Source organism: Rhizobium sp. CBN3 (genome assembly GCF_030518245.1).
Lineage (GTDB): Bacteria > Pseudomonadota > Alphaproteobacteria > Rhizobiales > Rhizobiaceae > Rhizobium > Rhizobium aethiopicum_A.
Map to the genome: position 1 here is coordinate 113955 of NZ_JAULSE010000011.1, position 22198 is coordinate 136152.

Genomic DNA, 22198 nt, shown 5'->3' on the forward strand with positions numbered 1-22198 from the left:
ACTCCCCTGCCTCTTTGCACATGTGCGGCCCGACCGCTCATTTAAGCCCCAGCCGGCGTCGAGCTCGGCTTCGCAACCGCTCACTTACCAATTCCGTCTTGTTGTACAGCAGGAAACAACGAGTATTCCTTCGGTGTGATCCGTGTTGACAAGACTCGCCCCGCTTTGGCCGGTGGCCCCAAAAGTGAAGACTGTGGTGAGGATTCCAGGTGGCTCTCGCCACGCAGAAGGTTCAGCCAGGCCTGCGACACTTTCTCAGCGCCTGAGCCCCCGATATGGCAATCGTCGTAGCGGTCGTCTCCATCGAGTAACGCGTCAGAATTGACACCCTCTCGGATACCGTGGCCGCTTTTCGACAGGGCCAGTTGCGCCCGTACGATCGCATTGTCCGGAATGTGCTCCTTGAAGCCGCCGTTGCTCGGTTCCAGGCATTTCGATGCGATCGAAATGTAAACGGGTGCTTCGACGCCGTTCTGACGTAATGTGTCGACCATCGACAGGAAACGTTCCTGATAGGCCTCCCCGGTGGTGCCGTGAACGAGGTCCGCCTCTCCTTGCACCCAGAGGACGCTCGTTACCCGATAACCGGAATCGTGAAGCTGTGTCACTGTATCGACCAGCATAGGATTGAGGTCCCCGCCTGGCGCCCATCGTGCGACCTGAGATCCGGAATATGCGAGAGGTGCGAGGATGACGCTGTCGTTTTGTCCCGATTCGATCAATTTGTTCCCGAGAAGCGTCCAGTACTCTCCCCTGGTATCGGTCGATCCAAGAAGTGGCGATGCCGCGATGAAGCACCGTTTGTCAAAGGCGTTTACAACGCGCGCGCCATAATTTGACCGGTACCGTTGTCCGCCGTGGTTGGCCGCGTTCGATTGGCCAAGAATGAGCAAGACAGCAGTTCGATCGGTTTGAGCAGGGCAGGTCACAAGCGTTTTCGATTCATCCCCGACGAGTCGTTGCTTGTCGTCGAAAGTATAACGGCTTGGAGCCGCAGCCTTCTCTCCGACAACCATTTTCTTCATCGCGGAAAGTTGTGGCCAGGGAAAGATCTCATGTCTCGCGCTCATGCCGCCGACAAAGTACATTGCGATCACGGCGGCCCCGCCGACTGCTAGCATTGTACGCATAACTTTACCTTTTAATTGTCATACGGCCGTGTCACATAAAAGTATGGTGGGGTTCTGTAGATGATCAATTGCCTAAACTTATTAACTTGCGAACCTCCCGCCGGGTAACCACCTTCAGCAATGGTGGACCGGAGATTATCAATCTGGTTGATCTCAGCGCGACCTAATTTCCACAACAAGATTAGCATTTAAGGCTAGTTGAACCGCCAGAGAAACATGTCATTCTTCTACAAGCCGCGACTCCTCCGGTTGGCGGCACGTTAGTACAAAATGCCCCGTGCGCTTACCTGCGGGGCATTTTCTCTGCATCGGCGCCGGGCGCTAATGTGATCATTGAGCACTACTGCGAGGAAGAGGGTTGCGGCGAGTGGGGCGGCTTCGGCCACAGCCCCTCGAAGGCGATACCGGTTCACTGATGGTGCTGGGAGCATTTTCCTCACAAGACCTACGAGCAGGAACAGGCTTTGAGACGAAAGCTCGAGGTAAGAGAGAACCGACTGAAGTGTTGAACAATGACGCAATCCCGCGCCTTGACCGATGCCGCCTCTGCGGTCGCCGTCGCGAGCGTCTTACGGCGCTATCTCGGTCATTTCGTGCCAATGCGGGGAACAAGTCGCCGTCGAGACGCCGCTGTGAAGGCATTCGACGGCTTCGGGAGCGAACGTGATCGCCGAGCACTGTTGCTGTGTCGCCGGCTGCCGCAAGTGGTCCTAACGGGATGATGACATAAGTATAACATCATAGATCACTCAAACCAAAGAAAATTGGCTGGCTTCTCAATGCTGAATAGTCTCGACACCTTCGTGATGAAGCTGATGGCTCAGTATTCATCAAAGTCGATTACAGCGAATAAGCTCATTATTCATTTTCTTGACTTGAACACTGTAAAATTTCTGACTTTATTTATATTATTGTGGTTTCTATGGTTTTTTCGAAATAAGTGGAAGTCAGTTGTTGTCGAATGCATCATCGACATGTTCTTCGGAATTGGCATATCTCGATTTATACAACTGTTTCTGCCAGAGCGTCTCAGGCCGCTGCATTCAGGCAATCCCGACTTCGTGCTGCCTTTGGGCGTTGATCCGAAAGCGCTTGAGCATTGGAGTTCATTCCCCAGTGACCATGCCGCACTGACCTTCGCGGTATCGACAACGATGTGGCGTGCATCCCGACCGCTTGGTGCGGCCTGCTTCATCTGGTCGACGTTCGTGATTTGCCTGCCGCGCATCTATGCTGGCTATCATTATGCGACCGACATCCTGGGTGGCGCTTTTGTAGGCGTGTGCACAGCCCTTCTGGTTGCACGCCCTCTTCAGAAGCTATTGATGCCGTCTGTGCTAATGGTTGAGGAGCGCTTTCCAGGTTTGTTCTTCTCTGGTTTCTTTGTCATATCCTATGAATTGGTGACGCAGTTCGACGAGCTGCGGCTCGTCGGAAGGGCCATTCAACACCTCATTTCGTGATTGCGAGAGTTCGACGAGCTCGGATAAACGGCACATCCTTCCACTGCAGGCGGTTCCGGATCACATAGACGACTTGGGCGGCCGGCTGGCGAGAATCGAGATCGTAGCAAGCGGAGATTGGCCTGAATTAAAAAGGCCGAAGCTGAGTTCAACTACTCCAACATCGTAATGGAACCTAGCCGGTCCCTCTTTCGTTGAGGCAACAGGAAAGCACGGGTGTTCCTCCTGTGCGATCCGTGTTGTCAAGACTTGCCCCGTTTCGGCGGGGCTTTTTTTCCGGCATCGTACCGGAACCGCACTACACCCGATCACCCGCCGTTGATTCAGGAAGCGATCGACAAGCTGATCGATCTTGACGAGACTGCCCGAGCCCACTTCCAGGAGAATTCGAAAGAAATCGCCGAGTGATGTTCAGTCGAGCTCATCCTCGGATCTTATCAAAGTGAAGGGCTCTAACACCCACGGCCTCATGGCGCCGTTTCTGTTTGAGACGCCATCATACGCGGACGCGTCCAGCTCGCGAGTTCGACGGGACAGCCTCGATCCACAGTGGGTACGACGGCAGACATTTAAGTCGCTGCTAATGCTCCCCATATAACATGCTGCGCCGGTCGGGTTGTTCGTCCGGCGTAGCGGCGTGCTCCTGCGTTCATGGATGGTGCAGTTGAGCCGCCGCACTTCTTTCTCAACGGAAGCCGAAGAAGCTCAGGATAGCGAGCACGATGACTACGGCGCCGACGAGCCAGATTAAGTTATTCACGTGGAATCTCCTTCAATGGGAATGAGCCGGGTTGCAAGCACATAATGTTTGGCGGCGGCTCATGTTCCAATGTCCACAATGCCTGGCGCTGCTGTTCACGACGACTGAATGATCCGTGCCACCAATCCCCTCCCGAATGCTGCGGCTCAAGTCGGTGTCAACAGGGTCGCGCCGGTCGGCGCATTGGGGTCTGCCCAGCGACGGATAGTGCCGGTGCCCAAATCGGCACCGTAAAGCCAGCCGTCAGGTCCCTTCTGAATGTCTACCAGATAGGGGACGCCCGTATCGAAGACCTGTACGTTCGAGATCTGCCGGCTTGCGTTCATCGTTGCGGTGTAGACATTTCCATTGACAAGATCCGCAAACATCAGGGTGTTGTCGTTGTAGAAGTCCCCGACGGTGATCGCAGTGGCGTTGTCGGGCGAACCGTGGCTTCTCGATAGCAGCGGAAAAACAGCAGCCTGATCAGAAGGACTGTTTCGGTTCCCATTGTTGTAGAAGCTGATCGCCTGAGGGAGATCCTGGTAGCCGCCCGTTCGGCCAGGACCTTCCAGATACGGCCAACCGAAATTCGATCCTGCAGGGCCGGTATTTATTTCCTCCCAAGTGGTCCAGCCGACATCTCCGAGCACGGGCAGGTTGGTCACTGGATCGAAGGTGAAGCGATAGGCGTTGCGCACGCCCGAATAGAATACCTTGGACTGATTGCTGTTCGGATCTGCGGGGTCATAGAAGGGGTTCCCCGGAACGCCCGCGCCGGTCATCGGATCTATCCTCAGGACTTTTCCGGACAGATTGTGAACGTCTTGAGCGCGAACCGTGCGAGGGTCCATGAAATTGTATGAGGTGCCGTCTCCGTTGCTGAAGTACAGCATGCCGTCGGGCCCGAAATGGAGTGCTCCATTGGAATGGGAGTCACTGTCCGTCGCCAGATAGTCCCGAATATTCTGGTTCTGGATTCCGGCGCGATCTGGATCGTTGTCCTGCGTTCCCACCTCGATCTGGCTTGCAGGGGCGGTAATGGTGGTGCCGTTCACGATGCCGGACGGCGGTATGTTCACAGCGCCGGTACTGTCAAGATCCGGACGGCTGGTGTATGCCCAGGTGCTATTGGTACCGGCCAGCACGACCATGCTGGCCGGATCGGCAATCATCGTGTTGGGGTTGACCGTAAGCCGAACGAGGCGCGAAGGACGGTTCCCTTTGGTATCCGGTCCCGCCAGGCCCGTTCCAGTCGCGGTTTCCGGCGGATCGTAAGTGTAGAGCAGATAGACGTATGGATTTGCCGCGAAGTTCGGATGAATTGCCAGCCCCAGCATCCCCCGGTCTCCGGGCGTATAGTTGACCTGGCTGGACAAATCGACAAGCGGCGTCGATCTCAGCGTGCCGTTGTCCACCACCCGCACAATGCCATTCTGTTGCGCGACAACCATATAGCGGCCATCGGGGGTCCACTCCAAGGCCGTTGGCTCGGTCAAGCCGGACACGACGGTCTGTCGGACCAGATTGCCGAGGTTGCTGTCGTCGTCCAGGATGTTGACGGTCGCAGTCGTTTGGCTCCCCAGGACAGCACCTGTCGGGTTGCTCAAGGTTAACGTGAAGCTTTCGTTGCTCTCGGCCGTGGTGTTGTTGAGCAGCGGAACAGAAATGGTCTGGATCGCTTGCCCTGCGGCAAAGGTGAGCACTCCCGTTGTTGTCGTATAATCGGAGCCCGCGATCGCGCTGCCATTGCTCGTTGCATATGCAACGGTTGCCGTGGCATCGATGTTTCCACTGCGCTGAACCGTGATAGTGGCGGCGGCCGCCGCCTCCGACAAGGTGATGACCGGATTGTTCAGGGAGATGGTTGGTGCGGAATCGTTGTCGACGATGGAGACCAGAACAGTCCGCGGCGCTGCCAGGGAGCCACCAGGTCCGGGATTCTGGATGCCGACAGAAAATGTCTCGGTCCCTTCGGCATCAGGATCATTGACGATCGGGATGGCAAACGTCTTGCTGCTCTCGCCGTCCTCGAAAACAACTTGCCCGGTATTGGCTCGGCCATTGAAGGTCGGCAACGTATAGTCCGCTCCAGCCTGCGCCGCTCCGGCTCCGCCGATCTCGTTGGTCGTGTACTCCAGTGTCAGCTGCCCGCTCGTGCTGCCTGTGCGAACGACGGTGATTGTTGCAGCGCCCGCTGTTTCACTGACGTAGATGGTGGCGTTGTCCCGCAAGGCAACGCTTGATCCAGCAGAAAACACGACGTCGCGGAAGTAGTTTTCGTTCTGGTAGACAAGGGTTGGAAACGTGCCGATGGTTTCGTTGTAGACGCCGGCGCCGACCGGGGCGGTCAATCCGCCATTGCTGATCGGGTTGGCGAAGCCGTTCGATGTCAGCGAATAGTAGCTGTTGGCATTGACCGAGACGACATAGGTGGTGCCGGCATTGATGACCAGCGGGCTTGCCAAAGTCTGCTGCTGCCAGCCTGAGGCTGTCTCGTTGGTGAAGGTGACGCTTGCCAGCTGCTGCCCGGTAGCCGACCAGATGCGGCCGACATGCGTGCCGGTCTCGCTGGGGGCCTTGTAATAGCGGACCGCCTGGATCGAACCGGTATTGCTGCTGACGAAGCGCATCCCGACTTCCCAGTCCACTCCAGGTCCGTCGGTGAAGTTGGGCTGGGCCGGCGTCTGGGTGGTGAAGAGGCTGACGGGGCTGGAACTTACTGAGGTAATCGGGGCAGTCGCCGCGCTCACGACGTTCTCGCCAGTGCCACGCAGGTCGGTATAAGTGGCATTCACCCGCACGCGCTTGCCGACGAGACTGCTGCCCAGTGTCAGGCTTTGCCCGGCCGCGACGTCACTCCACGTAGTGCCGTTGTCGCTGCTCTGCCACAGGTAGCTGACGCTTGCCGGCAGGCCATCGATGTCACTCAGGCTGGCGGTCAAGGTCTGGCCTTGGCTCGCTATGCCACTGATCGAGATCACGCCGGGATCATTGACATTGGCGACTGCCGAGGGCGTCGCCGGGCTGGTGACATTCTCGCTGTTGCCCAGATTGTCGATGTAACTGGCCGTTGCCCGCACGAAATTGCCGACCTGGGCCTGCTGCAGGGTCAGCGTCTTGGCAGTCGCTCCGCCGATATTGCTCCAGGTGGTGCCGTTGCTGCTCTGCTGCCACTGATAGGTCACCGATCCCGGCACACCGTCCGCGTCGGTGACGGCGGCCGTCAACACCTGACCTTGCGTCGCGGTCCCGGTGATGCCAAGCACACCCGGGTGGTTGTCGGGATTCGCCGCCGCAGCAGAAAACACGACATCACGGAAGTAGTTTTCGTTCTGGTAGACAAGGGTTGGAAACGTGCCGATGGTTTCGTTGTAGACACCGGCGCCGACCGGGGCGGTCAATCCGCCATTGCTGATGGGGTTGGCAAAGCCGTTCGAGGTCAGCGAATAGTAGCTGTTGGCATTGACCGAGACGACATAGGTGGTGCCGGCATTGATGACCAGCGGGCTTGCCAAAGTCTGCTGCTGCCAGCCTGAGGCTGTCTCGTTGGTGAAGGTGACGCTTGCCAGCTGCTGCCCGGTAGCCGACCAGATGCGGCCGACATGCGTGCCGGTCTCGCTGGGGGCCTTGTAATAGCGGACCGCCTGGATCGAACCGGTATTGCTGCTGACGAAGCGCATCCCGACTTCCCAGTCCACTCCAGGTCCGTCGGTGAAGTTGGGCTGGGCCGGCGTCTGGGTGGTGAAGAGGCTGACGGGGCTGGAACTTACTGAGGTAATCGGGGCAGTCGCCGCGCTCACGACGTTCTCGCCAGTGCCACGCAGGTCGGTATAAGTGGCATTCACCCGCACGCGCTTGCCGACGAGACTGCTGCCCAGTGTCAGGCTTTGCCCGGCCGCGACGTCACTCCACGTAGTGCCGTTGTCGCTGCTCTGCCACAGGTAGCTGACGCTTGCCGGCAGGCCATCGATGTCACTCAGGCTGGCGGTCAAGGTCTGGCCTTGGCTCGCTATGCCACTGATCGAGATCACGCCGGGATCATTGACATTGGCGACTGCCGAGGGCGTCGCCGGGCTGGTGACATTCTCGCTGTTGCCCAGATTGTCGATGTAACTGGCCGTTGCCCGCACGAAATTGCCGACCTGGGCCTGCTGCAGGGTCAGCGTCTTGGCAGTCGCTCCGCCGATATTGCTCCAGGTGGTGCCGTTGCTGCTCTGCTGCCACTGATAGGTCACCGATCCCGGCACACCGTCCGCGTCGGTGACGGCGGCCGTCAACACTTGACCCTGCGTCGCCGTCCCGCTGATGCCAAGCACACCCGGGTGGTTGTTTGCACTGACAATCGCTGCGGTCGGCGCGCTCGCCCGGTTGGTTTCGATACCACCCAGCTGATCGGTGTAAGTGGTCCTCACACGGACTTGCCTGCCCACCTGCGCCGCCTGGAGTGTCCAGCTCCGACCGGTGGCTCCGGCGATGTCGGTCCATGTCGTCCCGATCAGCTGCTGCCAGCGATAGGTGATCGACACGTTGGCGAGCCCATCGAGGTCGGTAACGGCCGCGGTCAGGGCTTGGCCTTGAACCGGCGTACCGGTGATCGTCGCCACGCCTATGTCGTTCAGGTTGGCGACTGCCGTCGTCGGACCGCTGGCGACCGTCTCGTTGTTCCCAAGGGCATCGGTGTAGGTGGCGGTCGCTCGAACCTGCTTCCCAACCAGTGCTTGCTGCAGGCTGAGTGTTTTCGCAGTGGCACCGGCAATGTTGCCCCACGTGCCGCCGCCATCGCTGCTTTGCTGCCATTGGTAAGCGACGATGGTCCCGGTCGGGAGCCCGTCGACATCGGTAACACCAGCCGCGATCGTCCGATTTTGAGTTGCGGCCCCGATGATGGAAACGACGCCAAGGTCGTAGCCGGCAGGATTACTCGCGACGATCGGGGACGTGGCCAGGCTGGTTCGATTGTTTTCGGTTCCTCCCGACTGATCTTTATAGGTTACCTGGACGCGGACTTGCCTGCCGACCTGCGCTGCCTGAAGTGTCCACGTTGAACTGGTGGCGCCCGCGATGTTGCTCCAGGTGGTTCCGATCAGTTGCTGCCAACGATATGTGATCGACACGTTGGCGAGCCCATCCGGTTCCGAGACCGCGGCGGTCAGGGCTTGGCCTTGTAGGGGTGTACCGGTGATCGTGACGACGCCGATATCGTTCACGTTGGCGACGGCGGCATTGTTGGTGCTGGCAACCAGTTCCTGGTTACCCAAAGCATCGGTGTAAGCAGCGGTTGCCCGCACCCGCTTCCCGACTTGGGCTTGCTGCAAGGTCAGGGAGGCTGTGGCTGCACCTGTTATGTTGCTCCATGTGGCACCGTTATCGCTGCTCTGCTGCCACTGATAGGTAATGACCGTCCCCGATGGTAACCCGTCAACATCCGTGACGTTTGCCGCCAAAGTCTGATCTTGAGTCAGAGTCCCGCTGAGAGAAACAACGCCCTGCGCCATCACGCTACCTCCGCATCAACCTGTCGATGTTGCCTGCTAAGTCGTCGAGGCGTGGCCGCAGGAGTCCAGTGTCCCGCATTTCCCCACGCGCGCTGAACTCCACTGGGCGGACTATGCTCCGATCCTTTGGACTTTCCAATTAGCTCTTTATGGGTAGAATTCTGTCACTCCTCACACGTCCTGAGTGCGCTGGAGCTCAGTTGCAGGCTGGCAAATGGATGCGGACGACGCGGCTTTTGTCACTCAATGCGCCAATGAAGTCGAGGCTTTCGTGGCTCTGCTGCGTGGCCGGCAAGTGCCATGTCGATCGCGCGCGTTTCCTGAGCAAGGACTAGCGAAGAGTGCACGCGGCAAGGCGCAGGGCAGGGCGGCGCCTTTCGCTGTCGTTCCCCAAGGATCTGCCCTTAGCGTGATCGGCCAAGCCATGGATTCCAGGCGCAAGGCCTGGAATCACGGAGAGTGGGGGTGCGTCTCGGCCGAACTCGCAGCCCGCGCACCGCAAGAGCGTCTTTAGTTCTTGATCACATTGATATTGACGGTGACGTCCTTCACGGTTCCCTCACCGTAAGACACTCTGACCTTGTACATGTCTTTTCCAAAATAGCCGGTTTGGGAGGTGTAGTATTCCGAAACGCCTGGAGATTTTCTGGAATTGCACTTCACGCGCTGCGACTCTTTATAGTTTGAATAAACACCTTCGCTGACAAAATTCACCGACCCATGCGCCGGCGCTTGCACCAGCCGCACCTTGGGTATTGTCGCGGCTGTGCAATCGGCATTCAGATTGTAAGACTGACCCATTTTTGTCCGCTCTCCACTCAGAGCGCGACTTTGATCCTGAGATTTTTGAATGCCGTCGGTGCTGGTGACGCATCCGGACAGGCCCAAAATGACGGAAATCAGAGAAATCGAGATATGATTCTCTTTCAAAAATCGCAGACGCAGCATTATTTCTTTCGCCCCATGGTTTTAGCAATATCCAAACTCACGTTTATCTTATGCTCAGGTGATTGCAATGTGAGATATCGCGCCAACCGCTGCGAGCTCGGAGAGAGTTGCCGCGTTACCTCTGCCTTGTGCAGGCATGGGTTGCGGATTGACCGCACATGGATGGTTGCAAATATTTCCTGTCTGTCGGCAACGAGGATTTGGCATGTCTATCGCGACCTTACCTGCACCACCCTATTACGTCGTCTGCTTCTCATCGCAACGGACGGAGATCGAGGACGGCTATGGTGACGTCGGCGCTGCGATGGTGGAACTGGCAAAGCGGCAGCCCGGATTTCTGGGTTTCGAAAGCGCCCGCCGTGCCGATGGTTTCGGCATCATCAACTCTTATTGGCGGGACGAAGAAAGCATCCGGGCCTGGAAAGCGGTTGTCGATCACGTCGAAGCACAACGCCGGGGCCGGGCAGCCTGGTATACGGGTTATGAAATCCGCGTGGCGCTCGTTGAAAGAGCCTATGGGTTCGAAGCCGAATCATCGCGATGATCTTCGCCGTCAGACCGGGTCCCGCCGGGAACCGGCTCCCGTTCGTGACGGGATCTCGGGCCGTTTCCTTTCAGCGCTTCGACGAAACGGATGACGTCAGCGACCAGGCTGCCGCTGAAAATGTCGTTGTGGCCAACACCGTCATAGATCACCATTCGCTTGGGCTCGGGTGCGATCTCGTACAGCGCCTGCCCTGAAGACAGCGGGATGCTGTCATCAAGCCGGCCGTGCAGGAACAACTTCGGTTGTCTGACCTTGCCGATGTTGAGGTCCGATCGAAACGGATCCTTGAGAAGAATTTCAGCCGGGAGGTACGGAAAACGCGCCTGCGCAACCGACAGAACCGACAGGTACGGCGATACAAGAATGACGCCAACGGCCGGCCTGTTCGCGGCCGTGTTCACAGCAACGCCGGTGCCAAGTGACCGGCCGAGCACGACGATCTCGCTTCCGGCGTGTGCCGAAAGCCAGTCGAACGCGGCGATGCCGTCCGTCAGCAGCCCCTGCTCGCTGGGGGAGCCGGTCGAGCCGGGATAGCCGCGATAGGAAATCGCCAGCAAGCCGATCCTGTGTGTGGCCAGCGCCTGTGCGAGAAAGGCGTAATTGTCGACGCGGTCGCCGTTTCCGAAAAAGAGGAGCACGCAGGGCTTGTCGCTGTTGCCCTGGCTGTACAGCGCTAGAAGCATCTCACCGTCGGGCGTTTTGACGTGGACCGACTCGCCCCAACTCGGGTGGTCCGGAGCAGGTGTAGCGCCGGCTTCGGGATAAAGCAGGCTTCGCTGCGAAAAATAGACCAGAGCCACGATCGCCATGTAGGCAATGGCCGCCATCAGTGGCAATATCAGCAAGTATCTTGTGGTACTCACGACAGAATGTACCCGCCGGTTTGGCAATGCCCATGGTGCTTTGCAGCAACGCTGCCTATCGCCGCGTGGTGTGCTCGGCATAGTGGCAATATATACACGAATCGTTGCTGCGGAGAAGAGGTCGAGAGACGACGATGTTCTCAGAGACTTTACCCCTCAGGCTGGAAAAGGGTTTTGCCAAGCATTCAGTTCTTCAAGCCGTCCGTACCACTTTTGGATATGCCGGAATTCGGCGAGTGGTATGTCGGCATCGGTTGCATAAGGAAGCGCGGCGGCCAATGCGAAATCTGCGACGGTCAGTGTCTTGCCGACGGCGACGCTGTTGGCTGCCAGATGATCGTCGAGCACCCGGGCATGGAGCCGAAAACTCGTCTTCGCGTCTTCGATCACGGCGACGTCAGGCTCTCCGCCGAACAACGGCTTGATCAAGGTTTCAAACCACAGCGTCGCCCCGTGCCGGGTGAAATGGCTGGCATCCCAGCTCAACCAGCGCAGCACGTCGATCTGCCGGTGGTCATGCGGCCAGAAATCCGACGCGACTGCGTCAGACAGCCTGCACATGATGGCGTTCGCTTCCCATAAGGTTCCGGCATCATCCTGCAGCACCGGGACTTTGCCGTTCGGGTTCAGCGCCAGGAATTCCGCGCTGCGCTGCTCTCCGCTAGCCAGGTCAACCCTGACGAACTCGACGTCGGCCTGAAGAAAACGAGCGGCGGCGCAGGCCTTCCGCGGATTGAGCGTCTCGCAATAGTAGAGCTTCATCGCCGCCTTACGCATGGTTCGGCCCTTCGGGTTCAGCTCCGAGAAAAAAGCTCAATCGCTCGAAACTTTGCGACCAACCGGATTCGTGACCCTCACGTGAGGATGCGCTTGCAAATCCACTCTGCCGAAACGTCATTTCCGTGCCTCCTTCGCTTTCCCTGAAGGTGATGGTGACGATCGTTTCGGGGCTGGTTTCGCCTGATACGATCTCCCAGGCATGGGTGAAGACAAGCCTGTGCGGCGGCTCGACCTCCAGATATTTTCCGCCGACCCAATGCTCTTCTCCGTCCGGTGCGATCAGACAGGCGCGGTGTCTGCCGCCGGGCCAGGCTTCAAGTCTGTCGCCCACTGCCTTGAAGCCATGAGGACCACACCACTGCGCCAAGGCTTTCGGGTCAGTCCATGCCCTGAAAACGAGATCGCAGGGGGCATCGAACCTTCGCACGAGAACCAGGTCGTGGCTGTTGTCGCTGGCGGTCTCTGGATTGGTCATTTTTCGTATCCTTGTACCTTGGAGAGATAGTCATCGAGACGGTCGAAGCTTTCATCCCAGAAGCGCCGGTAATCGGCGACCCAATCCGCAATTGTCTTCAAGGCTGCCGGCTCGAGGATGCGGGGACGCGAATTCGCTTCCCGGCCAGAACGGATCAAGCCGGCCTGTTCCAGGACCTTGAGATGCTTTGAGATGGCGGGCTGAGACAGTTCGAAGGGATCCGCAAGCTCGGCTACGGTCGCCTTGCCGTTGGCGAGCCGCGCGAGAATTGCTCTCCGTGTGGGGTCGGAGAGGGCGGAAAAAATCGCATCGAGTCGCTCGTCCATGCATCACCAATCAGCTATATAGCCAAATGGTTATATTCTGTGCGGCGAAATGTCAAAGACAATTTTGCGCTGGATCGGCAATGACAGGAAGAAACTCGACCCCTGGTGGGCAAGCGACGATGTCGTGAGCGGAACCTTCCCCGCTCGCGACCGAGTACCCGAGAGACCATTTTGCGGGCGCTGCGCCTGCCTCACATCGGCGGCATCTTTTCGAAGTTCGGCACATCAGGGTCGACCCGATCCCAGGCGAGGCCGCGCACGGTGTAGGTTGCCATTTGCGGCTGATATCGCTCCGGCTCGTCGAGACTGGCGGCGTGGATGGTGAAGAAATCGGGCATATAGGAGAAGGTCAGATAAACGGGCGCGCCGCAGGCCGGGCAGAAGCCGCGCGTCTTGACGTTGCCGTTGTCGGCGACCATCTGCCAGTGGCTGGCCTCACCTTCGAGCTTCACCGCCTGGCGGCTCGGGAAGGTCAGATAGGATCCGTGGCCGGTGCCGCTCGTCCGCTGGCAGTCGCGGCACTGGCAGTCGTTCATCGCAATCGGCTCGGCGGCGATCTCGTAATGGATGGCGCCGCAGGCGCAGCCGCCGGTATAGGGCTTGCTCATTGCTTTCTCCTGATGAACTTGGACGGGACGCAGTCTTCGGTCGGCTCAGTCCTCGCCGCCGGCGAGGGCGCCGATATTCTTCACGACCTTCTTCCAGCCTTCGCCCATCTTCTGGAAGGCGGTTTCGTTTTTCGGCAGCAGGAAGCCCGAATGGACGAGGCGCAGCCGGGTGCCGTTTCCGGCTCCGGAAAGGATGAAGGTGACGACGGTATCGAGCGGCGAGCCGTAGCCGGTATTTCCCGCGTGCCCGCCTTTCCAGGCATAGGAGAGACGCTCGTTCGGCTTTACCTCCAGCACCTCACAGTGAATGGTGCCGTCCCAGCCGCCGGCCGGCGTCGTCTGGTAGGTGAAGCGCTTGCCCTCGACCGGCTCAAATCCTTCAGGCATCATCAGCCAGCGGCCCATCAACTCGGCCGTGATTAGCGTTTTCCAGATCGTTTCCGGCGCGTGCGGGAACACTTCGTCGACGACGATCTGCTGCGTGTCGGGCTTCAATGCGGTGTCGGTCATGGATCGATTTCCTTCAGCAAGGTTCTGAGATCGGCAAAACGTTCGCGCCAGAAGGTGCCGTAATGGCTCATCCAGTCGACAAGCGGCGCAAGCCCCTCCGGCTCGGCACGATAATAGACATTGCGGCCTTCAGGGCGCTCAGTGACCAGGCCCGCCTGCTTCAGCGCCTTCAGATGCTGCGAGACGGCACCCTGGGTGACGGTGCTTGCCCGCGTCAGTTCGACGACGGTGATCTCCTTGGAGAGGACGATCTGCTCGAACACGGCTCGCCGGGTGGGATCGGCAAGGGCGCGCATGACGGTAGTGATGGGGGCGGTCTGGATCATGCGGAAACAATAGGCATCGCTAATTGATTAGTCAAGACTAATTGTTTTAATCTTTGAACCATCGTTCCGGGGATGCGATCGCCCAGTCGCGGCTTGTCATCTTACGGATATCCGCGAATTCGGCGGGGAGCCGACACCATGACATCGCACCGGATTGCGAGGCGGGCTGGAACCTCGTCAGACCTGCGAAGTTTGCGGAAGCAGGAGAATTCCACGTGCTCTAACCGCCCGGAAGCCTCCATGGACATGCAAATGCGCCATCTTGAAATCTACCGCAGACAGGGTGAGTTCGCAGCCTGGCCGGCAAATTATGGTCTCTGGTCCTGGGGTGACGAAATCGTCGTCGTCTTTGCGCGCGGCAAACTCGGAGCGAAGGGGGAGTTGCACGAACTGGACCGTGATTATCCATTCGTACCCTGGCAGGCACGCAGCCTGGACGGCGGACTGACATGGATGGGCGAGCCGTTCTGCGGCCACGTGCCGGGTGGGCACTCGCTTTCGGCCGACGAGCACCTGAACGCCGATCTCAAGGTTCGTCCCCATCTGTCGGTCCGTGATGACCTCTGCGTTCTGGATGAGCCCATAGACTTTCTCGATCCCGAGACGATCGTCATGTGCGCCAGAACCGATGTGGAGGGCGATGCTGTCAGCTGGTTCTATGTCAGCCGGGATCGATGCCTGACATGGCAGGGTCCATATCGTTTTACCGGCTTGCATCTTCCGATCTCGGCGCGCACCGATATCGTGGCTCTTTGCAGGGAGCATGCGCTCTTCATGCTCAGCACCTCCAAAGAGGACGGTGCGGAAGGTAGAGTGTTCTGCGCGCGCACTGTGGATGGCGGGCGCAGCTTCGTCCTTCAAGGCTTTGTCGGCCCGGAACCTGAGGGCTATTCGATCATGCCGGCATCCACGGCACTTTCCGGTGGCGCCATCCTGACCTTGACGCGCTGCATGGGCAGGGGCGGCGGCAAGGGTTGGATAGAAGCCTTCACCTCCGACGACGAAGGGAAGACCTGGACGCGGAAAGGCTGCATCGTCGACGACACGGGCAGCAATGGCAATCCGCCAGCGCTCGGACGGATCGGAGGCATGCTTCTGCTCGTCTACGGCTACCGTGATCCGCCATTTGGCATCAGGATGCGCATGAGTTTCAATGACGGCCAGACATGGGGCGCCGAGAAGGTCATCCGCAGCGACGGCGGCACGGCTGATCTCGGTTATCCCAGAATCGTAGAACGCGGTGAGGGATCCCTGCTCGCCGTCTACTACTTCAACGATGGCGACAGGGAGGAGCGTTACCTCGCAGCATCCATTGTCACGCCTGCCAGAGATCAAGAAGGAGTCGAGGACGGCGCTGCTTCATCGCAGTCGCAGTTCTGCGCCATGCCGAAGAGGAACGTTTGAAGCGCATTCGGGGAACAAAGCGGGGCACCCGTGGTTCGGGGCTGCCGCAGTCGCCGGCACGACATGGGAGGTTAGACATGCAAAACGATTTCACGGATCCGGCAGGAAGAAGCGCATCGGCGCAGACATCGTCCTCATCCCCAGCTTTCACTTCTTCGCCGGGAACGCGCACGTCCATTTCCGATCTGGAAGCGAAGGTAAGCGAAGATGTTTCCGCCGCCAAGGAAGCGATCAAGGAAGGCGCCGACACTGCTGTCGAGAAAGCCAAGGAAGTCATCTCCGAGCGCACCAGCTTCGCTGCTCGCCAGCTCGGCGGCGTTGCAACGGCACTTGAGAAAGCTGGCGCCGAAATGGAAAGCTCGGGTCAGGCTGAAGTCGGGCGATACGCCAGGCAAATCGGGCGGAGCGTGCAGACTGTCGCTCGGCGGATGGAAGGCAAGGACATCGGCGAAATCGCCACCATGACCGAGGATTTCGGGCGCAAGCAACCGCTCGCCTTTCTCGGGATCGCCGCACTTGCAGGCCTGGCAGCAAGCCGCTTCCTGACAGCCTCCGCGAAAAGGCAAACAGCTGCCGCGCCGCGTGAGCCATCGATTGGCCTGCGCCCCGGCACCCCAGCGACCGGAGGCGAGGATAATGTCTAAATCTTCAGAGAACACACCCCTCTCCGAGCTCGTCAGTGGCCTCGTGGGTGATGTCACGGGCCTACTCCGCAAGGAAATCGATCTTGCCAAGACGGAAGCTTCGGAAAAACTTTCACAGGCGCTCAGCGGCGTGGAGATTCTCCTCTTCGGATTGGTGCTGGCGATCGGGGCTGTCGGCGTCCTGCTGAGTGCCCTTGTCGGCGGTCTCGCGGCCTTCCTTGTGACACAGGGTTTTACCCAAACCACTGCCAGTGCGCTCGCCTCTCTGATCGTCGGCGTCATCATTGCCGGCATCGCTTGGGGCTTGGTCTCCCGGGGTCTCGCCGCACTTCGCGCCAACAACATGAAATTGGATCGTACTGCGACCTCGCTTCGCCGCGACGTTGATGTTGTGAAGGACAAAATCTGATGGAAAATTCAATGGAAAAAACATCGGCAGAGCTTCAGCGGGAGATCGACCAGGACCGCCGCCGCATAGGAGATCGGATTGACGCGATCCAGGAACGGATGTCGCCGGGCCAGCTCATCGATGAGGTCATCGCATACGCCAAGGGAAGCGGCGGCGCAGAGTATGTCAGCAATCTTGGCCGCGCCCTTAAGGAGAACCCTCTGCCGGTCGCGCTGATGGGCGTGAGCCTGGCCTGGCTCATGGCAAAAGGCAGTCCGTCACCAGGTGACACGGCGATCTGGAGCAAGGATCCTGAATACCCGCTTTATCCGGCGACTGGCCGGGTTCGCAGGATTGGTCCGCCGGCAATGGAAAACGGAGCGCGTTACAGCCATTTTGCCGATGAATCCGGCAAGAGGTTGAAAGCGTTGACAGACGAAACAGGAGGTCGTGCCGGCCATTTCATGGACGAGGCGGGCAAGACCTATCGTGGCTTCGCCGACGCCAGCGGAAAGCAGATCAATCAGATCGCCGACGAGACTGGTGCAATCCTCGACGCGGCCACCGGCTGGGCGGCGGAGAAATGGGAGCAGGCGAAAAGCGCCGCGAGCGACCTCGGCGCCCGTGCGTCTGACGCGGCGAACTCGCTGTCGAGCCGATCCTCTTCGGCCGCGACCAGTCTTCAGGAGCAAACGAGCAAACTCAACGAGGCGATCCTCACCCATTTCCGCGACCAGCCGCTCGTCGGCGGTGCCCTGGCTTTCGCGGTCGGTGCAGCGATCGGCGCGGCGCTGCCCCATACCGACGCCGAGGATGAATTGGTCGGCGAAGCCGCAGATAGCACGAGAGATAGCCTCAGCCATCAGGCTGAGGACCTCGTCGCGCAGGGTAAAGAGGTAGCGTCGGAAGTCTATCACAAGACCGTGGACGTTGCCTCCGATGCTCATGATGTCATCAAGGAACGCGTGGTGGACGAAGCAGAAGCTTTCATAGATCGCAAGGATGGCCTCGGCGGAACCGATCGGCGGTAGAGGATCCATACCGGTCGGTCCCAGGGAAGGTTCCACGGACTGTCATCGCTGACCATCAGCTTCATGTCCTTGAAAGCGGTGCGCCATACGGAAGCCCGCCGCGGGCGCGGAGGCAGGAGGCGCGTGAGCGGCAGCAGGGTATCGCGAGCGATGGTGCCCTGAGTCCGCCCGGGAGCATTGACTCCGGGTCGTGTCCTGCTGATCGTTGGCCGATGACCGCTCCGCACTTTCACACCCGTCTCTCGCTCAGCAAGGATCTGGAAAAGCTCGGACTTCGCGCCGGCGACATGGTCATGGTTCATGCCGCCATGAGCAGGCTGGGGCGGTTGCTCAACGGTCCCGACATGTTCATCGATGCGCTGCGCGACGTCGTCGGCCCGTCGGGCACCGTCGTCGCCTATACGGACTGGAACGGCGCCTATGACGAACTGCTCGACGAGAACGGCCGCGTTCCTCTTGAATGGCGCGACCATATCGCACCCTTCGATCCCACGACCTCCCGGGCGATCCGCGATAACGGCATCTTCCCGGAATTCCTTCGAACCACGGCAGGGTCGCGGCGCAGCGGCAATCCGGGCGCCTCGGTCGCGGCGATCGGCGCCAGGGCCGACTGGCTCACCGCCGACCACCCGCTCGACTACGGTTATGGCGAGGGCTCGCCGCTCGCCAAACTCGTGGCGACCGGCGGCAAGGTCCTCATGGCCGGAGCCCCGCTCGACACGATGACCCTTCTCCACCATTCCGAGCACCTGGCTGAAATCCCGAACAAGCGCCTGCGCCGCTACGAGGTGCCCTTTGCCATGCCGGCCGGCGTGGTGTGGCGCATGCTCGAAGAATTCGACACCGGCGACCCGGTCGTGCCCGGCCTCGAAAGCGACTACTTCGCCCGGATCGTCAGCGCCTTTCTCGCCGGCGGGCAGGGCGCACAGGGCCTGATCGGAGACGCGTCATCGGTGCTGGTCGATGCGGCCACGATCTGCAGCTTCGCTGTCGCCTGGCTGGAGCACGCCTGAGCAGGCTGAGCGGCTCCGCGCTGCCGTGCCAGGCTCTTTCGCTTCTGCGCCGCTCCTCCAGCCTCACGGAACAAAATCCCGATGGCGATGTTGGTATGGCGATAAGCAATAAGGCCATGGGAGGAATCCATGCATAAGTCTCTTCAGTTCGTGTTGATCGGCTTGGCCTCGATGACCGGCCTGACGATCGCGCCGACGATCGCCGCCGCGCAGGATATGGAGTTGCGCATCGGCCCCGGCGGCGTCGGCGTTTATGACCGCGACCGTGACCGTGACCGTTACGACCGCTACGAGCGCCGCGGACCACGCGGCTGCGATCCCGACGATGCGCTCGACATCGCTCGCAGCGAAGGCCTGCGCCGCGCTCAGATCGTCCGCATGTCGCCGCGCAGGATCGTCGTCGAGGGGATGACGCGCCGCGGGCCGGATCGGATGGTCTTCGCCAACCGGCGCGGTTGCCCGGAAATCTGAACCGACTTGTGACAGTCGAACAATGCCGCCGGCACGGGCCATTGCGCCCGTCGGCGGGAACTTTCCACGACTGTGAACTTTCGCCCATTCAGCGCTCCGGCTGGCGTTAACCCCACGGAGCACCACAGGAGGATTTCATCATGATGAGCGGTCAAATGAAGGCGCTTCTCGCCGTCCTTGCCGTTGCCGGTTACCAGAACAGGGACAAGATCCGGGAGCTCCTGCGGGGCCTCCAGAACCCGCGGCAGGCAGGCGCCGGAGGCCAGCCATCAGGCGGCCTCGGCGGCATTCTCGGCGGGCTGGCCGGCTCCGGCGGTCTCGGTGGCCTTCTCGGCGGCTTGACCTCCGGCAGCATCGTCAGCGGCGGCCTCGGCGATCTCCTGAAGACATTCCAGCAGAACGGCCAGGGCGACAAGATGGAATCCTGGGTGCGTCGCGGCCAGAATGCCGACATCAATGACGGCGAACTGGCCACAGCCCTCGGCCCGGATGTCCTGGACGAGATCGCCAGGAATACCGGCCTCTCGCATCAGGAAATCCTCGGCCGGCTGAGCCGCGATCTTCCCAAGGCCGTCGACGATCTAACGCCCGAGGGGAAAGTGCCGAGCGCCGAGGAGGCGTTCATGTCTTCGGCCAGCCAGGCGACGACGTCAGGGGGGACGAGTGGCGTTTAGGCTGCGATGTCAAGGGGCGCACGGCCTGCAGACAGCCGGCGTGTGTTTGCCGCAACGAGGACGATCGGGAGGCGCCCTGTCCTCATTCCTGAGACGTCGTTGGATTTGCCACAGAACTCACCCCACGCTCCGTCCTCCTCGGGCTTGACCCGAGGATCCACTACGCGGACATCCACCGTCAGCGGCCGTGGATTCCAGGCTCAAGGCAGCTCAAGGCCTGGAATGACAGAGATTGGGGGTGTGCGTTGGTGCCAAACTCACGGTTAGCGGATGAGCAGAGCCAGATCGCCAGCCGACCTCTACTCAGAGAGGTACTTGCGTAGAAAGGCGTAAACGCTGCGCATGGACTTCGCCGCAGCGTCGGGGTCGTATTTTTCGATATGACCCAGCACCCTCCTTCCCACCAGGAACTCCGGCGCATCGAAATTGTGATAGATGCCCTTGTAGACATTGAGCTCGACGGGCGGGGCACTGTCGCTGAGGCGGGCAAGCCGCTTCTGGCATCGCTCGGCCCGGCTCCAATTGTCCCGTTCGCCGGTCATGATCAAGGTCGGCACCGTCGGGTCACCGCGATCGGCATCACAGGCAGGATAATAGGCAATCGCCACCCTGAACTTGCGCTCCATAAGCTGCTCGTTGCCGTCGATTTTCGTTGCGTCCAGCGTCGTGGTGGCGCCGGCCGAAAAGCCCATCAAGGCGACGCGGTTGATATCGACGAAGCTTGATTTCGATAAAAAATTCAAAGCGCCATAGGCGTCGAAGACGCGCTCTGGAAGCGTGCTTCGGCAGGTGTCGTCGAGCTTGCGGGTGGCAAAACTGTCGACGACAAGGACAACATAGCCCCATCTGACCAGCCGTTTCGGCCAAAGCTCTTTGACGCTCAAACGCAGGTGATCGCAACCATGCAGGAGAACCACCGCCGGGAAGGGACCGTCGCCCGGAGGGCGGGACAAATAGCCGAGCAACGGCGTGCCCTGCGGTTGGGAGAGAATTTCTCCCTGTTCGAGGGCCTTGCGGATTCGAAATGGGCTGAGCTTGACGGGGGCGCTTTCGAACTGCACCAATTCGTCGGCATTGGCCGGTTTTTCAGCGAGCGTGACGCCACAAACAGCAAGGCAGAGAAAAAATCCGGCAGTTTTCACTGATGCCTCCACAGTGCGACCGTAGCCTGCTGATTTTACGCCGACCTGTAGCGCTGGCAAAGCGGGCGGGCGTTCTGCCACGATCGAGAGGAGGCTTGATCTCAAAGTGGCGCGAGGCCAGAAACAGCACGGCTGGTCTCCACCAGCAGCGGGCATGGATCCCAGGCTCAAGGCCTGGCATGACGGAGGGTGGGAGGGACGTTTCGCCCATTGCTTGAGCAATTCGCCTCCGCCGATTTCGAACCGGCATCGAAGGCAATTTCTACGCTCGAAAGTCCTTGATCACCCCCCGGTGGATCGTTTAGTCCTACTGTAAATCCAAGCTGCGAGATTTGAATGCCAAGGTGATGTCGACGGTGAAGGCCTGCGACGCTTTAATCGCGTGCGTTATTCGCCAGGGCTTTCCGGCCAGCGGCATCGAACACCACCGCGGGCTTTGGCGCAGCGCTCACCCCTTGCTCCGTCTTCCTCGGGCTTGACCCGAGGATCCCCCTTGAACTCAACCAGCATCGGCATGGATCCCAAGGTCAAGCCCGGAGGGTGGAGGGGCGTTTTGGACCAACGGTTGGCCGGTTCGTCTCCGCCGATTTCGAACCGGCATCGAAGTGAATTTCTGCGCTCGAAAGTTCTTGATCACCCCCCGGCGGATCCGTTAGTCCTACCGTAAATCCAAGCTGCGAAATTTGAGTCCAGGGGTGATGTCGACGGTGAAGGTCGGCGACGCTTCGATGGCTTGCGTCATTTGCCAGGACTTCCGGCCGGCGTCATCGACCACGCGGTGTGGCACAGCGCTCACCCCTTGCTCCGTCCTCCTCGGGCTTGACCGAGTATCCACGTCGACCTCCACCAGCGGCGGGCATGGATCCCAGGGTCAAGCCCTGGGACGACGGAGGGTAGGGAGCGCGCTTGGCCAAATTTGGCTAAGCAGCGCCCGACGCGGCCGTGTTGGCAGGACATCTACCTCTCATAAGGAGATTTGCAATGGACCCCTCGATTGCTCCGGCCTCGCGGGCCGCTGTGGTGACGCCGAACGATAGCGCCATTGTCGGCGCCCGCGCGCTTTATATCGGCACGGCCGGCGATGTGGCGATTGCGCCGCGGCGGGATGTGGAACCGGTCATCTTCAAGAGCGTGCCCGCCGGGACAATCCTACCGGTGCATGCGGCGATCGTGGCGCTGACCGGGACCACGGCCTCCAACATTATTGCCTTGTTCTGA

At 59.9% G+C, this 22198-nt stretch carries 20 protein-coding genes and 2 pseudogenes; 11 read left to right on the forward strand and 11 right to left on the reverse strand.

All coding sequences use genetic code 11. From position 1 onward, the window contains the following. Positions 1 to 197: 197 nt before the first annotated feature. Positions 198 to 1130, reverse strand: a pseudogene (locus QWJ46_RS18060) (sialate O-acetylesterase); the annotation flags it as partial. A gap of 287 nt (positions 1131 to 1417) precedes the next feature. Between QWJ46_RS18060 and QWJ46_RS18065 the strand changes: the two are divergent. Both QWJ46_RS18065 and QWJ46_RS18070 read left to right on the forward strand, forming a co-directional pair. Continuing rightward, a pseudogene (locus QWJ46_RS18065) lies at positions 1418 to 1639 on the forward strand (hypothetical protein). 270 nt (positions 1640 to 1909) lie between these two features. Beyond that, the gene (locus QWJ46_RS18070) at positions 1910 to 2593 is read left to right on the forward strand and encodes a phosphatase PAP2 family protein (RefSeq protein ID WP_302752559.1); all 684 of its coding nucleotides are present in this window, start codon (positions 1910 to 1912) and stop codon (positions 2591 to 2593) included. Positions 2594 to 3499: 906 nt separating this feature from the next. Here the strand turns inward: QWJ46_RS18070 and QWJ46_RS18075 are convergent. Both QWJ46_RS18075 and QWJ46_RS18080 read right to left on the reverse strand, forming a co-directional pair. Further along, complete coding sequence (locus QWJ46_RS18075; RefSeq protein WP_302752560.1) at positions 3500 to 8830, reverse strand: DUF4082 domain-containing protein; 5331 nt, start codon at positions 8828 to 8830, stop codon at positions 3500 to 3502. Between the two features lie 510 nt (positions 8831 to 9340). Beyond that, positions 9341 to 9778 (reverse strand): hypothetical protein, encoded by a 438-nt coding sequence (locus QWJ46_RS18080; protein ID WP_302752562.1) that lies wholly within the window; start codon positions 9776 to 9778, stop codon positions 9341 to 9343. Between the two features lie 205 nt (positions 9779 to 9983). On the opposite strand from QWJ46_RS18080, the gene QWJ46_RS18085 reads away from it, so the two are divergent. Further along, positions 9984 to 10322, forward strand: a complete 339-nt coding sequence (locus tag QWJ46_RS18085) for an antibiotic biosynthesis monooxygenase (RefSeq protein WP_302752564.1) — start codon at positions 9984 to 9986, stop codon at positions 10320 to 10322. On the opposite strand, the gene QWJ46_RS18090 is transcribed toward QWJ46_RS18085, so the two are convergent. The 7 genes from QWJ46_RS18090 to QWJ46_RS18120 form a co-directional block, all read right to left on the reverse strand. Continuing rightward, complete coding sequence (locus QWJ46_RS18090; RefSeq protein ID WP_302752566.1) at positions 10292 to 11188, reverse strand: alpha/beta hydrolase; 897 nt, start codon at positions 11186 to 11188, stop codon at positions 10292 to 10294. The genes QWJ46_RS18085 and QWJ46_RS18090 overlap by 31 nt on opposite strands. A 156-nt stretch (positions 11189 to 11344) precedes the next feature. Further along, positions 11345 to 11965 (reverse strand): glutathione S-transferase family protein, encoded by a 621-nt coding sequence (locus QWJ46_RS18095; RefSeq protein WP_184459428.1) that lies wholly within the window; start codon positions 11963 to 11965, stop codon positions 11345 to 11347. Then, positions 11958 to 12443, reverse strand: a complete 486-nt coding sequence (locus tag QWJ46_RS18100; RefSeq protein ID WP_302752567.1) for an SRPBCC domain-containing protein — start codon at positions 12441 to 12443, stop codon at positions 11958 to 11960. Before QWJ46_RS18100 ends, QWJ46_RS18095 begins: the two co-directional genes overlap by 8 nt. Then, positions 12440 to 12769, reverse strand: a complete 330-nt coding sequence (locus tag QWJ46_RS18105) for a helix-turn-helix transcriptional regulator (protein WP_184459430.1) — start codon at positions 12767 to 12769, stop codon at positions 12440 to 12442. Before QWJ46_RS18105 ends, QWJ46_RS18100 begins: the two co-directional genes overlap by 4 nt. A gap of 191 nt (positions 12770 to 12960) precedes the next feature. Beyond that, positions 12961 to 13377, reverse strand: a complete 417-nt coding sequence (locus tag QWJ46_RS18110) for a GFA family protein (protein WP_184459431.1) — start codon at positions 13375 to 13377, stop codon at positions 12961 to 12963. 45 nt (positions 13378 to 13422) lie between these two features. Next, entirely contained in the window at positions 13423 to 13887 is a 465-nt protein-coding gene (locus tag QWJ46_RS18115) for an SRPBCC domain-containing protein (protein WP_302752568.1), read from the reverse strand. Then, positions 13884 to 14213, reverse strand: coding sequence for a helix-turn-helix transcriptional regulator (locus tag QWJ46_RS18120; protein WP_302752570.1), 330 nt, complete (start codon positions 14211 to 14213; stop codon positions 13884 to 13886). The genes QWJ46_RS18115 and QWJ46_RS18120 overlap by 4 nt, the downstream gene beginning before the upstream one ends. A gap of 240 nt (positions 14214 to 14453) precedes the next feature. On the opposite strand from QWJ46_RS18120, the gene QWJ46_RS18125 reads away from it, so the two are divergent. From QWJ46_RS18125 to QWJ46_RS18155, 7 genes are all read left to right on the forward strand, one after another. Continuing rightward, a complete protein-coding gene (locus QWJ46_RS18125; protein WP_302752572.1) occupies positions 14454 to 15617 on the forward strand; it encodes a sialidase family protein in 1164 nt (387 codons plus the stop codon). A 77-nt stretch (positions 15618 to 15694) separates the two neighbouring features. After that, positions 15695 to 16261, forward strand: a complete 567-nt coding sequence (locus tag QWJ46_RS18130) for a nutrient deprivation-induced protein (RefSeq protein WP_302752574.1) — start codon at positions 15695 to 15697, stop codon at positions 16259 to 16261. Continuing rightward, positions 16254 to 16670, forward strand: a complete 417-nt coding sequence (locus QWJ46_RS18135) for a phage holin family protein (protein ID WP_184459435.1) — start codon at positions 16254 to 16256, stop codon at positions 16668 to 16670. The genes QWJ46_RS18130 and QWJ46_RS18135 overlap by 8 nt, the downstream gene beginning before the upstream one ends. Continuing rightward, the gene (locus QWJ46_RS18140; protein WP_302752575.1) at positions 16670 to 17680 is read left to right on the forward strand and encodes a DUF3618 domain-containing protein; all 1011 of its coding nucleotides are present in this window, start codon (positions 16670 to 16672) and stop codon (positions 17678 to 17680) included. The genes QWJ46_RS18135 and QWJ46_RS18140 overlap by 1 nt, the downstream gene beginning before the upstream one ends. A 212-nt stretch (positions 17681 to 17892) precedes the next feature. Further along, entirely contained in the window at positions 17893 to 18693 is an 801-nt protein-coding gene (gene aac(3), locus QWJ46_RS18145; RefSeq protein ID WP_302752576.1) for an aminoglycoside 3-N-acetyltransferase, read from the forward strand. A gap of 129 nt (positions 18694 to 18822) precedes the next feature. After that, positions 18823 to 19164 (forward strand): hypothetical protein, encoded by a 342-nt coding sequence (locus QWJ46_RS18150; RefSeq protein ID WP_184459437.1) that lies wholly within the window; start codon positions 18823 to 18825, stop codon positions 19162 to 19164. Between the two features lie 140 nt (positions 19165 to 19304). Continuing rightward, complete coding sequence (locus tag QWJ46_RS18155) at positions 19305 to 19838, forward strand: YidB family protein (protein WP_302752578.1); 534 nt, start codon at positions 19305 to 19307, stop codon at positions 19836 to 19838. A 299-nt stretch (positions 19839 to 20137) separates the two neighbouring features. Here the strand turns inward: QWJ46_RS18155 and QWJ46_RS18160 are convergent, their stop codons facing one another. Next, on the reverse strand, positions 20138 to 20980 hold the full coding sequence (locus QWJ46_RS18160; RefSeq protein ID WP_302752579.1) for a dienelactone hydrolase family protein: 843 nt from the start codon (positions 20978 to 20980) through the stop codon (positions 20138 to 20140). Positions 20981 to 21961: 981 nt separating this feature from the next. Between QWJ46_RS18160 and QWJ46_RS18165 the strand changes: the two genes are divergently transcribed. Then, positions 21962 to 22198 carry a hypothetical protein gene (locus tag QWJ46_RS18165; RefSeq protein WP_302752581.1) on the forward strand — a complete coding sequence of 79 codons (237 nt, stop codon included), beginning with the start codon at positions 21962 to 21964 and terminating at the stop codon, positions 22196 to 22198.

Bases quoted from the DNA above. Each gene is read 5' to 3' on its own strand.
- QWJ46_RS18070 (WP_302752559.1), top strand. From the start codon at position 1,910: ATGCTGAATAGTCTCGACACCTTCGTGATGAAGCTGATGGCTCAGTAT.
- QWJ46_RS18075 (WP_302752560.1), bottom strand. From the start codon at position 8,830: ATGGCGCAGGGCGTTGTTTCTCTCAGCGGGACTCTGACTCAAGATCAG.
- QWJ46_RS18080 (WP_302752562.1), bottom strand. From the start codon at position 9,778: ATGCTGCGTCTGCGATTTTTGAAAGAGAATCATATCTCGATTTCTCTG.
- QWJ46_RS18085 (WP_302752564.1), top strand. From the start codon at position 9,984: ATGTCTATCGCGACCTTACCTGCACCACCCTATTACGTCGTCTGCTTC.
- QWJ46_RS18095 (WP_184459428.1), bottom strand. From the start codon at position 11,965: ATGCGTAAGGCGGCGATGAAGCTCTACTATTGCGAGACGCTCAATCCG.
- QWJ46_RS18100 (WP_302752567.1), bottom strand. From the start codon at position 12,443: ATGACCAATCCAGAGACCGCCAGCGACAACAGCCACGACCTGGTTCTC.
- QWJ46_RS18105 (WP_184459430.1), bottom strand. From the start codon at position 12,769: ATGGACGAGCGACTCGATGCGATTTTTTCCGCCCTCTCCGACCCCACA.
- QWJ46_RS18110 (WP_184459431.1), bottom strand. From the start codon at position 13,377: ATGAGCAAGCCCTATACCGGCGGCTGCGCCTGCGGCGCCATCCATTAC.
- QWJ46_RS18115 (WP_302752568.1), bottom strand. From the start codon at position 13,887: ATGACCGACACCGCATTGAAGCCCGACACGCAGCAGATCGTCGTCGAC.
- QWJ46_RS18120 (WP_302752570.1), bottom strand. From the start codon at position 14,213: ATGATCCAGACCGCCCCCATCACTACCGTCATGCGCGCCCTTGCCGAT.
- QWJ46_RS18125 (WP_302752572.1), top strand. From the start codon at position 14,454: ATGGACATGCAAATGCGCCATCTTGAAATCTACCGCAGACAGGGTGAG.
- QWJ46_RS18130 (WP_302752574.1), top strand. From the start codon at position 15,695: ATGCAAAACGATTTCACGGATCCGGCAGGAAGAAGCGCATCGGCGCAG.
- QWJ46_RS18135 (WP_184459435.1), top strand. From the start codon at position 16,254: ATGTCTAAATCTTCAGAGAACACACCCCTCTCCGAGCTCGTCAGTGGC.
- QWJ46_RS18140 (WP_302752575.1), top strand. From the start codon at position 16,670: ATGGAAAATTCAATGGAAAAAACATCGGCAGAGCTTCAGCGGGAGATC.
- QWJ46_RS18150 (WP_184459437.1), top strand. From the start codon at position 18,823: ATGCATAAGTCTCTTCAGTTCGTGTTGATCGGCTTGGCCTCGATGACC.
- QWJ46_RS18155 (WP_302752578.1), top strand. From the start codon at position 19,305: ATGATGAGCGGTCAAATGAAGGCGCTTCTCGCCGTCCTTGCCGTTGCC.
- QWJ46_RS18165 (WP_302752581.1), top strand. From the start codon at position 21,962: ATGGACCCCTCGATTGCTCCGGCCTCGCGGGCCGCTGTGGTGACGCCG.